This window comes from Pseudomonas sp. NA-150 (genome assembly GCF_044336365.1).
Lineage (GTDB): Bacteria > Pseudomonadota > Gammaproteobacteria > Pseudomonadales > Pseudomonadaceae > Aquipseudomonas.
Map to the genome: position 1 here is coordinate 2,129,749 of NZ_CP172305.1, position 14,547 is coordinate 2,144,295.

10 protein-coding genes are annotated in these 14,547 nt (G+C 61.7%); 2 read left to right on the forward strand and 8 right to left on the reverse strand.

The window, feature by feature from the left end; translation table 11 throughout:
* Nucleotides 1-48: 48 nt before the first annotated feature.
* Nucleotides 49-891 (forward strand): amidohydrolase family protein, encoded by an 843-nt coding sequence (locus ACF0H7_RS10215; RefSeq protein WP_397452640.1) that lies wholly within the window; start codon nt 49-51, stop codon nt 889-891.
* A gap of 10 nt (nt 892-901) precedes the next feature.
* Here the strand turns inward: ACF0H7_RS10215 and ACF0H7_RS10220 are convergent, their stop codons facing one another.
* On the reverse strand, nt 902-1,792 hold the full coding sequence (locus ACF0H7_RS10220) for a nickel/cobalt efflux transporter (RefSeq protein WP_397452641.1): 891 nt from the start codon (nt 1,790-1,792) through the stop codon (nt 902-904).
* Nucleotides 1,793-1,907: 115 nt separating this feature from the next.
* Between ACF0H7_RS10220 and ACF0H7_RS10225 the strand changes: the two genes are divergently transcribed.
* Entirely contained in the window at nt 1,908-2,183 is a 276-nt protein-coding gene (locus ACF0H7_RS10225) for a metal/formaldehyde-sensitive transcriptional repressor (protein ID WP_397452642.1), read from the forward strand.
* A gap of 164 nt (nt 2,184-2,347) precedes the next feature.
* Here the strand turns inward: ACF0H7_RS10225 and ACF0H7_RS10230 are convergent, their stop codons facing one another.
* From ACF0H7_RS10230 to ACF0H7_RS10260, 7 genes are all read right to left on the reverse strand, one after another.
* On the reverse strand, nt 2,348-5,467 hold the full coding sequence (locus tag ACF0H7_RS10230; RefSeq protein ID WP_397452643.1) for an efflux RND transporter permease subunit: 3,120 nt from the start codon (nt 5,465-5,467) through the stop codon (nt 2,348-2,350).
* Nucleotides 5,464-6,684, reverse strand: coding sequence for an efflux RND transporter periplasmic adaptor subunit (locus tag ACF0H7_RS10235; protein ID WP_397452644.1), 1,221 nt, complete (start codon nt 6,682-6,684; stop codon nt 5,464-5,466). Before ACF0H7_RS10235 ends, ACF0H7_RS10230 begins: the two co-directional genes overlap by 4 nt.
* Entirely contained in the window at nt 6,681-7,943 is a 1,263-nt protein-coding gene (locus ACF0H7_RS10240) for a TolC family protein (protein WP_397452645.1), read from the reverse strand. Before ACF0H7_RS10240 ends, ACF0H7_RS10235 begins: the two co-directional genes overlap by 4 nt.
* Nucleotides 7,944-8,049: 106 nt before the next feature.
* Complete coding sequence (locus ACF0H7_RS10245; RefSeq protein ID WP_397452646.1) at nt 8,050-8,367, reverse strand: hypothetical protein; 318 nt, start codon at nt 8,365-8,367, stop codon at nt 8,050-8,052.
* Between the two features lie 207 nt (nt 8,368-8,574).
* Nucleotides 8,575-10,008 (reverse strand): efflux transporter outer membrane subunit, encoded by a 1,434-nt coding sequence (locus ACF0H7_RS10250; protein ID WP_397452647.1) that lies wholly within the window; start codon nt 10,006-10,008, stop codon nt 8,575-8,577.
* Nucleotides 9,992-11,158 carry an efflux RND transporter periplasmic adaptor subunit gene (locus tag ACF0H7_RS10255; protein ID WP_397452648.1) on the reverse strand — a complete coding sequence of 389 codons (1,167 nt, stop codon included), beginning with the start codon at nt 11,156-11,158 and terminating at the stop codon, nt 9,992-9,994. Before ACF0H7_RS10255 ends, ACF0H7_RS10250 begins: the two co-directional genes overlap by 17 nt.
* Nucleotides 11,148-14,369, reverse strand: a complete 3,222-nt coding sequence (locus ACF0H7_RS10260) for an efflux RND transporter permease subunit (protein ID WP_397452649.1) — start codon at nt 14,367-14,369, stop codon at nt 11,148-11,150. Before ACF0H7_RS10260 ends, ACF0H7_RS10255 begins: the two co-directional genes overlap by 11 nt.
* Between the last annotated feature and the right edge of the window lie 178 nt (nt 14,370-14,547).

The window sequence follows — 14,547 nt, forward strand, 5'->3', positions numbered from 1 at the left end:
TTTTACGGCGCGGCGGTTTTCGTCGCGCTCTTTTCGTAGATGAGTTCCATGTCCGTCATGCCTTCTCCCTCGCCGATTCTCGGTGTCGATTCACACGCTCATGTGTTCAGTCGCGATCTGAAACTGACCTCGGTCCGACGTTACGCGCCGGACTATGACGCCACCCTCGAGCTGTATTTGTCGCACCTGCGCGAACACGGTTTGAGCCATGGCGTGTTGGTTCAGCCGAGTTTTCTCGGGACTGACAATTCGTACTTGCTGTCGGCGTTGCAGCAGGCACCCGGGCTGTTGCGTGGGGTGGCGGTGGTCGACCCCGAGATCAGTCGCCAGCAATTGGAACAGATGGCGGCACAGGGTGTGGTCGGGATTCGTCTGAACCTGATGGGGCAGGCGTTGCCGGATTTCGCCGACGTCAGGTGGAAGCGGTTTTTCGCGAACATCTCGGCGCTGGGGTGGCATGTCGAATTGCACCGTGAGGTGGAAGCGCTGCCCGCCTTGATCAGCGCGCTGATGCCCTATGACTGCAAGATCGTGGTCGACCACTTTGGCCGCCCGAATGCCTTGCTGGGTGTCGAGCAACCGGCGTTCGCGCAGTTATTGGAGCTAGGGTTGAGCGGGCGGATCTGGTTGAAGGTATCGGGTATCTATCGCCTCGGCGGCAATCCGCAGCAGAACATCGACTTCGCTCGCGAGGCCATGCCGCTGCTGGCTCAGGCATTTGGCTTGAAGCGGCTGGTGTGGGGCAGTGATTGGCCCCACACCCAGTTTGAAGGGCCGATCAACTACGGGGCGACGGTCGAGCAGTTGCGGCAGTTGGGGTGTTCGGCGCAGGTTGAGCGGGCACTGTTGATCAATGCACCGCAGGCGTTGTTCGGTTTCGTCGGAGAGTGACTGACGGCCTTTACCCCATCAATCCTGTCCAGCCCTGTACCCCGGTATAAAGCCCGACACCGATGATCAACACGCTTGAGAAATAGGGTGCACGGCGGGCGAACGTCCCCAGCCATGGCCAACGATTGGAGGCTTGGCGCGCACCTACGGCTGCGGCCACGCCGACGGCAACCAGCGTCAGTGCCAGACCGAGACTGAAGCACAGCACCAGAACCGCGCCTAGCCCGACGGCCTTGACTTGCAGACACAGCAATAACACGGTGATTGCGGCCGGGCAGGGGATCAAGCCACCCGTCAGGCCGAACAAAATGATCTGACCGGTGCTGACCTCACGGTTGCTGAAACGCTTGCGGATATCCTCGGCATGAGCACGTTCATGGGCGTCCTGATACCCTTCGATGGACAGCTCCAGGCCGTTCATCGGTGCAGGGGCATGGCTGTGATCATGAGGCTCATGGTGGTGATCGTGATCGTGATCGTGATCGTGATCGTGATCGTGATCGTGATCGTGATCATGGTGATGATCGTGTTGGTGGTTTTCTGCAGGGTGGGCGTGTTCTTCGCGCCAGGTACGCCACAGCATCCACAGCGCAATGCCGACAATGATCACCGCCGACGCCAGCTGGAAGTACGGCTCGGTGGTTGTTGCGTCCAGATTCTGTCCCAGGTACATCCCACCCATCGCCACCAGCCACACCACCAGCGTGTGCGAAAGGGTGGCTGCCAGCCCCAGCAAAATGGCCTGTTTGACCGAGCCGCGCACCGCAATGATGAACGCTGCCATCATGGTTTTCGAGTGCCCAGGCTCCAGGCCATGCAACGCGCCCAATAAAATCGCGCTGGGAAAATACAACCAGGCGTGAGCCGGTCCTTGTTGCAGGATGTCTGCGAAAGACGACATGGAGAGTCCTTGGAGCTGTTGTGGGTGGATGCGGGCGACGACATTTGCTACCGTCCCTGTACGGGCTCGAAATATACCCCACCCCAGTATATTTTCATAGAATCGAGAGAACCTCATGGGTCATACCATCCAGGACAAAAAAAAGCTGATTGCGCGCGTCCGGCGCATCAAAGGCCAGGCCGACGCCCTGGAAAAAGCGCTAGATAAGGAAGCCGACTGCGTGGCGGTGCTGCAGCAGGTTGCGGCGATCAGAGGCGCGGTCAACGGTTTGATGACTCAGGTGCTGGAAGGCCACATCCGCGAGCACCTGGGTGCCGAGGGCGTTTCCCCGGAAGATCGGCAGGAGGATGTGGAGCAGGTGGTGGCCGCGTTGCGGTCTTATCTTAAGTAAAGCTAACGACACATATCCACTGTAGGAGCGAGCTTGCTCGCGATCGACTGCGTAGCAATCGTAAGTCCGGAACATCGGTTGTGCCTGACACCCGACGTTGACTGGATTTACTGCCGCTACGCGGCAGATCGCGAGCAAGCTCGCTCCTACACGGGGCTGTGCTGCTATTTTCTGCGCTTCATCAACCAATACGCCGCAGGCAATACCAGCATCGACAACAGCGGCGCAGTGATCATGCCGCCGACCATGGGCGCGGCAATGCGCTTCATGACTTCCGAGCCCGCGCCATCCCCCCAGAGAATCGGCAACAAGCCGGCGATGATCACCGCGACGGTCATCACCTTGGGCCTGACCCGCAGCACGGCGCCTTCGCGGATTGATTCCAGCAGACTCTGGTTATCCTCCCTGCCGGCCTCCAGACGCGCTGTCCAGGCGTTCTTCAAGTACAGCAGCATGATCACCCCGAACTCGGCCGACACCCCGGCCAGGGCGATGAACCCTACCCCGGTGGCGACCGACAGGTTGAAGCCAAGGATATAAAGCAACCACACCCCGCCGGACAGCGCGAAGGGCAGGGTGACCATGATCAGCAATGCTTCGCTGAAGCGACTGAACGTCAGGTACAGCAGCACGAAGATGATCAGCAACGTGGCCGGCACCACCCACGTCAGGCGGGCGTTGGCCCGTTCCAGAAACTCATACTGGCCCGAGTAGGACACGGTCATCCCCGGTTTGAGTTTTACCTTCAATGCCACTTGCTGCTGCAGGTCTTTGGCGGTGGAGGCCAGGTCGCGACCTCGTACATCGACGTACACCCAGCCGGACAGCCGGCCGTTTTCGCTGCGCAGCATCGGCGGCCCTTCGCTCAAGCCAATATCGGCCACTGTGCCCAGGGTCAATTGCTGTCCCGAGGCGGTCAAGATGGGCAACTGCTTCAGCGCTTGCGGGTTGTCGCGCCATTCTCGTGGATAGCGCAGGTTGATCGGGAAGCGGGCAACACCTTCGACCGTCTCACCGACATTACTGCCGCCAACGGCCGTCGATACCACGGCTTGAACGTCGGCGATGCTCAGTCCATAGCGTGCCGCAGCCAGTCGGTTGATCTGGATATCGACATAGCTGCCGCCCGTCAAACGCTCGGCCAATGCCGAACTGACGCCGGGCACGAGCTTGGCCACGCCCTCGATGTCGTGGGCGATGCTGTCGATGTCCGCTAACGATGTTCCCGCAACCTTGACCCCGATCGGGCTTTTGATCCCGGTGGCGAGCATGTCGATGCGGTTGCGAATGGGTGGCACCCACAGGTTCGACAAACCGGGCACCTTGACCGCGCGATCCAGTTCATCGATGAGTTTCTGCGGCGTCATGCCCGCTCGCCATTGATCCCTGGGCTTGAACTGGATCGTGGTCTCGAACATTTCCAGCGGGGCCGGATCCGTCGCGCTTTCTGCGCGTCCGGCTTTGCCGAACACATGCTCGACTTCCGGCACGCTGCGAATCATCCGGTTGGTCTGCTGCAGCAGTTGCGAGGCTTTGCTGGCGGGCAAGCCGGGCAGGGCAGACGGCATGTACAACAGGTCGCCTTCGTCCATTGCCGGCATGAACTCACCGCCCAATTGGCTGAGGGGCCACAGGCTGGAGAGGAAGATCAGCGACGCCAATACCAGGGTCAATTTTGGCCAACTGAGCACGGCTTCCAGCACCGGTTTGTAGGCGGCAATCAACCAGCGGTTCAGTGGGTTCTGTTGCTCACTGGGGATATGCCCGCGAATCCAGTAGCCCATCAGCACCGGCACCAGGGTCACCGATAACCCGGCAGCGGCGGCCATGGCATAGGACTTGGTGAACGCCAGCGGACCAAACAGCCGTCCTTCCTGGGCTTCGAGGGTAAATACTGGCAGAAACGACAGGGTGATGATCAGCAAGCTGAAAAACAGCGCGGGTCCCACTTCCGCTGCGGCCTCGCCGATCACCCGCCAATGAGCCTCGCCGTGCAGGCGTTGACCGGGATGCCGTTGCTGCCAGGCCTCGATGTGCTTGTGCGCGTTCTCGATCATCACCACTGCCGCATCGACCATCGCGCCAATGGCAATCGCGATCCCGCCAAGGGACATGATGTTGGCGTTGACGCCTTCGATGCGCATCACGATAAAGGCCATCAACACGCCCAACGGCAGGGTAATGATCGCCACCAGCGACGAACGTAAATGCCAGAGGAAAATCAGGCACACCAGCGCCACCACACCGAACTCTTCCAGCAGCTTGAAGCTCAGGTTGTGGACCGCCCGGTCAATCAGCTGTGAGCGGTCATAGGTGGTGACCAGTTCAACCCCGGCGGGCAGGCTGGAGCGCAACGTGTCGAGGCGATCCTTGACTGCCTGAATCGTCTCGCGTGCGTTTTTCCCTGAACGCAGAATCACCACGCCGCCGACCACCTCACCTTCGCCATCCAGCTCGGCGATGCCCCGGCGCATTTCGGGTCCGATCTGGATCGTCGCGACTTGGCCGAGCAGGGTCGGCACCCCTTGTACCGACGTCTTCAGTGGAATATTGCGAAAATCATCGAGGGTCTTCAGATAGCCCGACGCGCGGACCATGTATTCGCGCTCAGCCAGCTCCAGCACCGAGCCACCGGCTTCCTGATTGGCGCTCTTCAGGGCCTCCACCACCTGCTGCTGGGTGATGCCATAGGCGACCATTTTCTGCGGATCGAGGACCACCTGATACTGCTTGACCATGCCGCCGATGGTGGCGACTTCGGCCACATTGGGCACGCTTTTCAGTTCGTATTTGAGGAACCAGTCCTGCAGTGCGCGCAGTTGCGAGACATCGTGCTGACCGCTGCGATCCACCAGGGCGTATTGGTAAATCCAGCCGACCCCGGTGGCATCTGGCCCGAGGGTAGTGGTGACGCCCTTGGGCAAACGTTCCTGTGCCTGATTCAGATACTCCAGCACCCGTGAGCGGGCCCAGTACAGGTCGGTGCCGTCCTCGAACAGCACATAGACAAACGAATCGCCAAAGAACGAATAGCCGCGCACGGTCTTGGCGCCTGGCACCGAGAGCATGGTGCTGGCCAGTGGGTAGGTCACCTGGTTCTCGACGATCTGTGGTGCTTGCCCGGCAAAGCTGGTGCGGATAATCACCTGGGTATCGGACAGATCGGGCAGTGCATCCAGCGGGGTGTTGCGCACCGACCAGATGCCCCACGCGGTGATAAACAGCATCGCCAACAGCACCAGAAAACGGTTGCCGATGGACCAGTGAATCAGACGCTTGATCATTGCGCCGCTCCTGAGTCACCGAGGATGCCCTGCAAGCTGGCCTCCGAGTCGAGCAGGAATTGCCCCGAGGTCACCACCTGCTGGCCTTCGCGCAAGCCGCTGAGTACTTCGGTTTTACCGTCGACTTCGCGGCCGGTGTGGATTTCTTGTGGCTGATAACGGCCTTCGCTGCCTGCGAGCATCACCAGCGTGCGCTTACCGGTGCGGATGACCGCCTCGCTGGGGATCAGCAACGCTGGTGTTTGCTCGGGACTGCTGAGGTGCACCGAGGCAAACATTCCGGGGCGGAGTTTGCCAGAGGGGTTGGGCAACTGGCTGCGCACCGTCAGCGTTCGGGTTTGCGCGTCGGTACTGGGCAGCAAGGCAATCACATGACCTTGTAATACCTGTCCCGGATAGGCCGCCAGCGTGGCGCTGACGGTGGCACCGATTTCAACCGATGAGGCCTGCGCCTCGGGTATCGACGAGTCAAGCCAGACACTAGACAAGCCGTTGATACTCGCCAGGTTCTGCCCGGCTGAAACCGCCATTCCGGCACGCACGTCCAGTGTTTGAAGTTCGCCGGCAATCGGCGTGACGATGGTTTGCACGGCGCGGGCTTTGCGGGTTTTCGCGACGTGCGAGATCACCTCGGCGGGCATGCCCAACAGCCGCAAGCGTTCACGTGACGCGTCGATCAGGCGTGAGTCGCCGCTGTTGAGCACGGCAATGAACTCCAGTTGCGCCGCCGACCATTCAGGAATCAACACGTCCGCCAGTGGACTGCCGGCCGGCAAAACGTCGCCGGGTGCGCGTGCGTAAACCCGCTCCACGAAACCGCCAGCGCGGGCTTGCAGGGTGGCGATTTCTCGCTGGTTGTAAGCCAGCGAACCCACGGCGTCGAGCCCGGCAGCCAGGCGTTCGAGAACCACCGGGCGGGTGCGCATCCCTAGGTTTTGGCTGGTTTGTGCCGGGACGCTGATGGACGAGCTGTCTTGTGTCGAATTCGAGTACTTCGGCACCAGGGCCATGTCCATGAACGGCGATTTGCCCGGTGCATCGAAGTGCTGGGTTGGGTACATGGGGTCGAACCAGTACAGCGCCGGGCGTTCAGGGTTCTGGGCGGTTTTTTCGGTACTCATAACGGGTTTTGCCTGGCCCAACCAGTATCCACTGGCCGAACCGACCGCGAGCAGGGCGACGGCTAATAGCGAGTAACCGAACGATGAGGCTTTCATTTCAGGCCCTCCACATAGGCGTAATACAGGCTGGCCGAGACCTGGTTGAGTTTGCTTTGCTGTTCGATTCGGCGCAGTTGGGCTTCGATCAGGTCGCTGCTGGCGGAGATGACTGAGGTCAGCGGACTCTTTCCGGCCTTGTAGGCAGCCAGCTCCAGTTCGCTGCGTTGCGTGGTCAGTGGAATCAGCGAATGTTCGGTGCGCTCCAGCGCCTTGCTCAATTGCTCGACTTCGGCCAGCCCGCTTTCCAACTCGGCTCGATGCTCGCGCAGCATGGCTTCCTGTTCCGCTTCCATTTGTTCGACGTTGTGCTGTTTGGCGTTAATCCGAGGACCTTGCCGCGAGCTGCCGAAAATGGGCAGATCGAAGGTGAACTGCAGGGACGCCATGTCACCGAATTGCTTGTCGCGGTTGCTGTAGATCAGCTCGACACTCCAGTCGGGCTTTTTCTGCGAAATGGCTTCGGCCAGATCGGCGTTGGCCTCACTGACCCTGGCCGAGGCCGCTTGCAGGTCAGGGTGGCGATCCAGGCCATGCTGTAGGTGCGAAAAGCCCAGGTTGAGTGGCGGAGGCTCGCCGGACAGCGGTTGATCGGCGTCAGGACCAATCCAGCGTCGCAGTTTGGCCCTGGCCATGGCGACGTTGCGCACCAGCTCATCACGCCGATCTTGCAGGGTCAGCGCTTGTTGGTCGGCCATCAACAGGTCTGCGGAGCGGGCATTGCCGCCAGCAATACGCGAGGGTGTCGAGCTTTTCAGCAGCGCGACCTGACGATCCAGTTGGTCGAACAGTTGCACGCTGCGCTCGGCGTAATACACCGCCAGCCAACCCAGCGCGGTTTGCCGGCGGACTTCCAGCAAGGCCACGCGACGTTCTGCGTCGGCGCGGTCGAGGGTCGCCAGGGCCAGGTTTTTGCGCGCCAGGCGTTTGTCGCTGTTGGGCACCTCTTGCATGACGCCGACCTGGCGCATGGTCATATCGTCGTCATTCAGCGAGTAACGTTCCCGGCCACTGATCGGCAGGTTTTCGATGCCAAGAATCAGCTTGGGGTCGGGCAGTGCATCGGCAGGTCCGACCGATGATTGCGCGGATTGAACCTGGGCAATACCCGCAAGGTTTTCAGGTGCTGTTTGTTCAGCGAGATGTTGCGCACGCTGGTAACTGAGCGATTCAGCACGCAGTTCGTGCAAGGGGTTTGCTGCGAAAACAAAAACGATTACACCGGGAAGCACGCGGCGTAAGGGAAGGAAAGCCAACATGCTTTCGTCTCCAATGCAAAAGATCCACGCCGCACCCGGGAATCAGGCGCAAGCGAATACCACGCAGCTTTCTTTGTTTGAGTGCGTGAGGTTTCAGATCAGGGCATCAGAGGTAACGCGGAGGGCGCCAGAGGTTCGCAGGTTCGCGTTCAATGACGGGAGGCGTCTGGAGCACGGAGGGAATCGGATGGATCGGTGCAAAGGTTTTGACCACCAGGGTCAACAACATTCCGCCGGTCTTGCATTCTTGTCCGGGTTTACACGGCGACTTGGACGCCAGGCCGGAGGCGTGGTCCATGTCCTGGCAGCACGGGGCTTGCATCATCTCGACGCTGTGACGCGACATCGACATCATCGGGCAGGGTTCTGTGACGGCCACGCCCGCAGCCATGCTGCCGAAAGACGGCAGCAAGAGACTGAGCATGAGAATCCAGATAAAAGCCCTGGGCATTGAGGTCGCCAAGCGTTGTGAGTGAACGGGACGGTAGCACAATAATGCCCCGTTCAGGATTAAGGCATCGTTAATGGTGGTGTGTCGTGCTCCAGGTGCAAATTCCCTGTAGGGAATGTGTCGCGCACCGAATCCTGTGTGAACAGGCTTGTCGGATCGCTGCGAAGGCGGCCGGGCGTCTTATTCCACTTTCCAGCCACCCCCCAATGCCGCCATTAACCCAACGCTGGCCTGCAGGCGGCGCGTATCCAGCCTCTGCAATTCGCGCTGGGCCTGCAAGGCCATGGTCTGGGCCGTGACCACATTGAGATAGCTCACCGAACCCGCCTGGTAGCTGTCAGTGGCGATGTGTTCGGCGCTTTGTGCGGCATTGACCGCGGCTTGCTCGTCGTTGGCTTCCAGCTGCAAGTCGCGCAATTGGCCCAGGTTGTCTTCGACTTCACGGACGGCGTGCAGCACTTGGCTGCGGTAGTGGGCGGCGGCTTCTTCGAACTCGGCGTTGGCCTGGTGTTCTGCGCCGCTGCGGCGGCCGCCGTCGAAGATCGGCAGGTTGATCAACGGCCCCAGCGCCCAATAGCGATTGGCCGCCGACAACAGACTGCCGCTGCCCTGGGTCTGGCCACCGAGCAGGCCGGTCAGACTGAAGTCCGGGTACCACGCGGCGCGAGCCACGCCGATATTGGCGTTGGCGGCGAACACCCGGCGTTCGGCCGCAGCGACGTCAGGACGACGTTGCAGCAGGGTGCTGGGTAATGCCTCCGGCGTGGTCGGAAAAGCCAGCGGCTGTGGGTTGTTGGCCAGGCGGAAATCACTCGGCAGCACGCCGACCAACTCGGCAATCGCGTGTTCGCTGAGGTTGCGCTGGGCGCGGACGTCGTCCAGTTGCGCCTGGGCTTCGGCCAGTTGGCTTTGCGCGCGGGTCAGGTCGAGTTCCGAGGCGATTTGGCCCTGATAACGGTCGCGGGTCAGTTGCACGGCCTGACGATAATCATCCAATGAGTGGCTGAGGATGTCGTTCTGCGCGTCCAGCCCGCGCAGTTGCACGTAGAGCGTCGCCAGTTGCCGTTGCAGGCTGAGGCGAGCCACCGCCAGATCATCGGCCGAGGCCACGGCCTGGGCGTCGCCGGCTGCCACCTGATTACGAATCCGGCCCCACAGGTCGGGGTCGAAATCGAAACTCAGGCCTGCGGTGTTGCTGTTGTACACCGAAGGCTGGGTGTCGCCACGCAGCGGGCGGTTGTCCGATTGACGCTGGCGCAGCGGTTGCGCAGTGGCGTCGATTTGCGGCAGCAGTCCGGCATGCAACTGACTGGCGAAGGCCTGCGCGCCATCGAAGTGGGCGAGGGCCGCCGCCAGGTCCGGGTTGGCTTGAAGCAACTGTTGTTGCAAGTGGTTGAGTGGCTGGTCGTGATACAGCGTCCACCACTGGGCGGGCACTTGGTCCGCCGGTTGCGCGCTGTGCCACGGGCCATCGCTGGTCTGCTCGCGGTAGTGATCGGGCAGGGTCATCGGTGGAACCTTATAGGTCGGCGCCAAAGAGCAGCCTTGCAGCAGCATGCCTATCACCACTGCCAGCGTCGACAGGCGCAACGTGCGATCAAGCCTTGGGCGCATGGGTCGCTCCTGTTTCGGCCAACTGCACCGGATCGTTTTCTCGCAGGGCGTCCGGCGGGTTATCCACTACGTGATCGGTGGCCGACAGCCCTTGGTCGATGACCAGCCGATCGCCCAGATCGAGACCGATATGCACGCTACGCAGGTGCACATGATGTGTGTCGTCCAACAGCGCCACCTGCGTGCCTTGGGCGCGGAAGATCAAGGCGCTGGAGGGAATGCTCACGCCATGGGCATCGGCCGCGACCTTGATCGTGGCTTCGGCGTAGTCGCCGGGCAACAGCGCGCCGTTGGGGTTGTCGGCAACGAATTGCGCCAACAACGTGCCGGAACGCGGGTCGACCGCCGTGGAGTCACCGATCAAGCGCGCTGTGAAATGCTCGCCGGGGTGTTCCGGTACGGTCAGTTCGACCTGCATGCCGGGCTGGATGATGCTGGCGTAGTTCTGCGGCACCGGCACGTACAGGCGCAGGCGGCGGGTGTCGGCGATGTTGAACAGGGCCACGGCGCCGTCGGTGTCCGCCTTGATCAACTGGCCGATGTCGGTGTTGCGCGCGGTGATGGTGCCAGAGAACGGCGCGCGAATGGTTTTGTAGGCTTCCAGGTCTGACAGTCGCGCATAGTCGGCAGCTGCCGCCTGCATGTCAGCCTGGGCTGCGGCGGCGTTGGAGATTTTTTCATCGACCTCCTGACGCGACACCGAATGGGTGGCCAGCAGGTTTAGCCAGCGCTCGGCGGTGGTGTGCGCCAGGCGCGCAGTGGCCTGTTGTTGCAGCAGATGAGCGTGAGTCTGTGCCAGTTGCTGGTCGAGTTCCGGGCTGTCGATTTCCGCGAGCACCTGGCCGGCCTGAACCTGGCTGCCGATGTCGGTTTTCCAGTCTTTCAGGTAGCCGCTGACTCGCGCATTGATCGGCGCCTTGCTCCAGGCTTCCAGATGCGCCGGCAGGTGCAGGGTATCGCCTTTGGCGTTTTGCGCAGGCTGGAAACTGGTGACCACCGGCATGGCCTGCTTTTCGGTCCAGCCGACCACCGCGGTTTCCTCGCGGGTGCGCGCGGCCAGGCCGCTGGCGACCAATAGCGCCGCCAGGCTCAGCCCACCGATACCGATGAGCATCAAGCGTTTGCGGTTAGGGACGTGTTCAGACGACATGAGATGTTTCTCCAGCGACAGCGCGAGGAATGGAATGACGGTGCACCAGGCTGAACACCACCGGGACGAACAGCAGGGTGGCGGTGGTGGCGAGGATCAGGCCGCCGATCACCGCGCGACCGAGCGGGGCGTTCTGTTCTGCGGAGAGTGCTAGCGGCAACATGCCGATGATCATCGCCAGGGCGGTCATGCACACCGGGCGGAAACGGGTGTAGCCGGCTTCCAGCGCCGCCTTGAACGCATCGCCGTGCACCGCCAGGCGTTCGCGACAGAAACTGACCACGAGGATCGAGTTGGCCGTGGCCACGCCCATGCACAGAATCGCCCCGGTCAGCGCTGGCACCGAGAGTGAGGTGCCGCTGAGAAACAGCATCCACACGATGCCGGCCAGCGCGGCGGGCAGGGCGGTGATGATCACGAACGGGTCGACCCACGACTGGAAGTTGACCACGATCAGCAGGTAGATCAGCACCACCGCGCCGAGCAGGCCGAGGCTCAAACCACTGAACGCTTCATGCAGGGCATCGATCTGGCCATGCAAGCTGTAGGTCGCGCCTTTGGGGCGGATATTCGCCGCGCCATCGAGGACTTTCTGGATATCGCTGGCGACGCCGCCCAGGTCGCGGCCTTGCACGTTGGCGTAAAGGTCCAGGGTCGGCTGAATGTTGTAGTGAGTGATCACCGCCGCGCTCTCCACCCGCTTGATCGTCGCCAGCCCGCCAAGAATCGCTGACTGGCCGTTGCTGCCGGTGATCGGCAAGGCTTCCAGGGTCGGCAGGCTGTCGAGGCGGTATTGCGGGGTCGCGGCGACCACTGAATACGACACGCCGTTTTTCGGGTTCAGCCAGTAGGTCGGCGCCACTTGCGAGGTGCCGGCCAGCGAGGCGCCGAGGCTGGTGGTCACGTCGCGTTCGGTGATCCCCAGTTGTTTGGCGCGCAGACGGTCGACGTCGACTTGCAGCGACGGGTAACCGGTGGATTGCTCAATGCGCAGGTCGGCGATGCCGGGCACGTGGGCGATGCGCCGTTGCAGCTCAAGGGCGAAGGCGCGGTTGGCGACATCATCGGGGCCGGAGATCTTCACGTCCAAGGGCGCCGGGGCACCGAAGTTGAGGATCTGGCTGCTGATATCGGCGGGCATGAAGGCGAATTCGCTGCCGGGAAAACTCTCGGGCAAGACTTCGCGCAGGCGTTTGACGTAGTTGGCAGTCGGCGCGTGGCCGGGTTTCAACGACACCTGAATATCGCCGTCTTGCGGGCCGGTGGTGCCGCTGCTGCTGTAGGCCATATCGATGCCGCTCAGCGGGATGCCGATGTTGTCGATCACAGTGTCCAGTTGCGCCGGTGGAATAATCTCGCGGATCCGCGATTCGATACGGTCGAAGGCGGCGGCACTTTCCTCGATCCGTGTACCCAGTGGCAGGCGCACGTGCAGCGACAGCGCGCCGGCGTCGGTGGCGGGGAAGAAGTCCTCACCCAGGCTAGGCAACAGTACAAAGCTGGCGAGCACGCAGCCGAGGAAACCGAGCAAGAACGCGTTGCGCTTGTCCAGCGCCAGCACCAACAAGCCGTGATAGGTGTCGCGGATCGCCGAAAACCCGTGCTCAAAACCCTGTTGGAAACGCAGCGCGCCGCGCAGCAACACGTTGCGCTGGCGCCGGTGTTGATCGCCTTCGTGGTGGTTGATAAAGCCGTCTTCCGGGTGGTGACCCGCACCTTGCTCCAGAACGTGGGGCTTGAGCAGGAACATCGCCAGGGTCGGGACCAGGGTCCGCGACAGCAGGAACGAACTGGCCATGGCGAAGATCACCGCCAGCGCCATCGGCCGGAACAGGAAACCGGCGATGCCCTGCAACATGAACATCGGCACGAACACGATGCAGATGCACAGCAGCGAGACGAACGCCGGGCCAACGATTTGTTTGGCGCCGTCGAGGATCGCTTTCTTCACCGCCTTGCCCTGTTCCAGGTGCCAGTTGATGTTCTCGATGGTCACCGTGGCGTCGTCCACCAGAATCCCCACCGCCAGCGCCAGGCCGCCGAGGGTCATGACGTTGAGGGTTTGCCCGGTCACCGCCAGCAGGGCGATAGCCGACAGTACCGCCAGTGGAATCGACGCGGCGATGATCAGTGTCGAACGCCAACTGCCGAGGAACAGCAGGATCATCACGCTGGTCAGCAACGCGGCGATGATCCCTTCGCGAGCAACACTGCTGACCGATTGCTTGACGAACACCGAGGCATCGCCCAGCAACGAGGTTTTCAGCTCCGGCGGCAAGGTTTCGTTGATCAGCGGCAGCATGTTGCGAATGCCATCGACGATCGACAGGGTGGAAATGCTGCCGTTCTTCAGTGCCGGCATCAGCACTGCACGTCGGCCATCGACGCGGACGACGTTGGTCTGCGGTGGCGAGCCATCGCGTACGTGAGCCACCTGGCCGATGGTGATCAACGCACCGTCGACGGTCTTGATCGGCAGGTCGTTGAGGGCGTCGATGGCTTGCGGGCTGTTGTTCAGCAACACCGTGTATTCGGTGCCGCCCATTTTCGCCGTGCCCACTGGGATGATCTGGTTTTGCGCGGCCAGTGCATTGCCCACGTCCTGTGCAGACAGACCCTTGGCGGCCAGCGCCTGCGGGTCGAGGTCGAGGGTGATCTGTCGTTGCTTGCCGCCCATAGGGGTGGGCAATGCGATGCCGGGCACCGAGGTCAGCGGCAGGCGAATGCTGTTCTGTACCAGATCGCGAATTCGCGCTTCGGACAGCGTCGGGCTGGAAAATGCCATTTGCAGAATCGGCACCGTCGAGGCGCTGTAGTTGAGGATCAACGGCGGGGTGATGCCAGCGGGCATTTGCTTGAGCACGGTTTGCGACACGGCCGTGACCTGGGCGTTGGCGGTGCGGATGTCGACGCCGGGCTGGAAGAAGATCTTGACGATGCCCATGCCCGGCAACGATTGCGACTCGATGTGTTCGATGTCGTTGACCGTGGTGCTCAACGAGCGTTCGTAGGTGTAGATCACCCGTCCGGCCATGTCGTTGGGGGATAGCCCGGTGTATTGCCAAACCACGGCCACCACCGGAATGCCGATGTCGGGAAACACGTCGGTGGGTGTGCGCAAGGCCGCCATGGGGCCAATGATGCAGATGACGATCGCCAACACGATGAACGTGTAGGGCTTGAGCAGTGCGGTCTTTACCAGCCCGAGCATGCCAGGAACCTCCAGTTTGGAATGCTGGCAGTTTTGCCGGGCGAACTTAAATCTAAGCTTGCAGCCAGATGAACAAATAGTTAGGTGGGCGTTTAAGGAGCTTTCACGGGGTTTCATTTGTCCTCGAGCCGATGGGGCGTGAAGCTTGTAGCCATCGAAAGCCCTGATGTTTCAGGTG

Excerpts from the sequence above, each read along its gene's own strand:
- ACF0H7_RS10215 (WP_397452640.1), top strand. The coding sequence starts at position 49 with ATGTCCGTCATGCCTTCTCCCTCGCCGATTCTCGGTGTCGATTCACAC.
- ACF0H7_RS10220 (WP_397452641.1), bottom strand. The coding sequence starts at position 1,792 with ATGTCGTCTTTCGCAGACATCCTGCAACAAGGACCGGCTCACGCCTGG.
- ACF0H7_RS10225 (WP_397452642.1), top strand. The coding sequence starts at position 1,908 with ATGGGTCATACCATCCAGGACAAAAAAAAGCTGATTGCGCGCGTCCGG.
- ACF0H7_RS10230 (WP_397452643.1), bottom strand. The coding sequence starts at position 5,467 with ATGATCAAGCGTCTGATTCACTGGTCCATCGGCAACCGTTTTCTGGTG.
- ACF0H7_RS10235 (WP_397452644.1), bottom strand. The coding sequence starts at position 6,684 with ATGAAAGCCTCATCGTTCGGTTACTCGCTATTAGCCGTCGCCCTGCTC.
- ACF0H7_RS10240 (WP_397452645.1), bottom strand. The coding sequence starts at position 7,943 with ATGTTGGCTTTCCTTCCCTTACGCCGCGTGCTTCCCGGTGTAATCGTT.
- ACF0H7_RS10245 (WP_397452646.1), bottom strand. The coding sequence starts at position 8,367 with ATGCTCAGTCTCTTGCTGCCGTCTTTCGGCAGCATGGCTGCGGGCGTG.
- ACF0H7_RS10250 (WP_397452647.1), bottom strand. The coding sequence starts at position 10,008 with ATGCGCCCAAGGCTTGATCGCACGTTGCGCCTGTCGACGCTGGCAGTG.
- ACF0H7_RS10255 (WP_397452648.1), bottom strand. The coding sequence starts at position 11,158 with ATGTCGTCTGAACACGTCCCTAACCGCAAACGCTTGATGCTCATCGGT.
- ACF0H7_RS10260 (WP_397452649.1), bottom strand. The coding sequence starts at position 14,369 with ATGCTCGGGCTGGTAAAGACCGCACTGCTCAAGCCCTACACGTTCATC.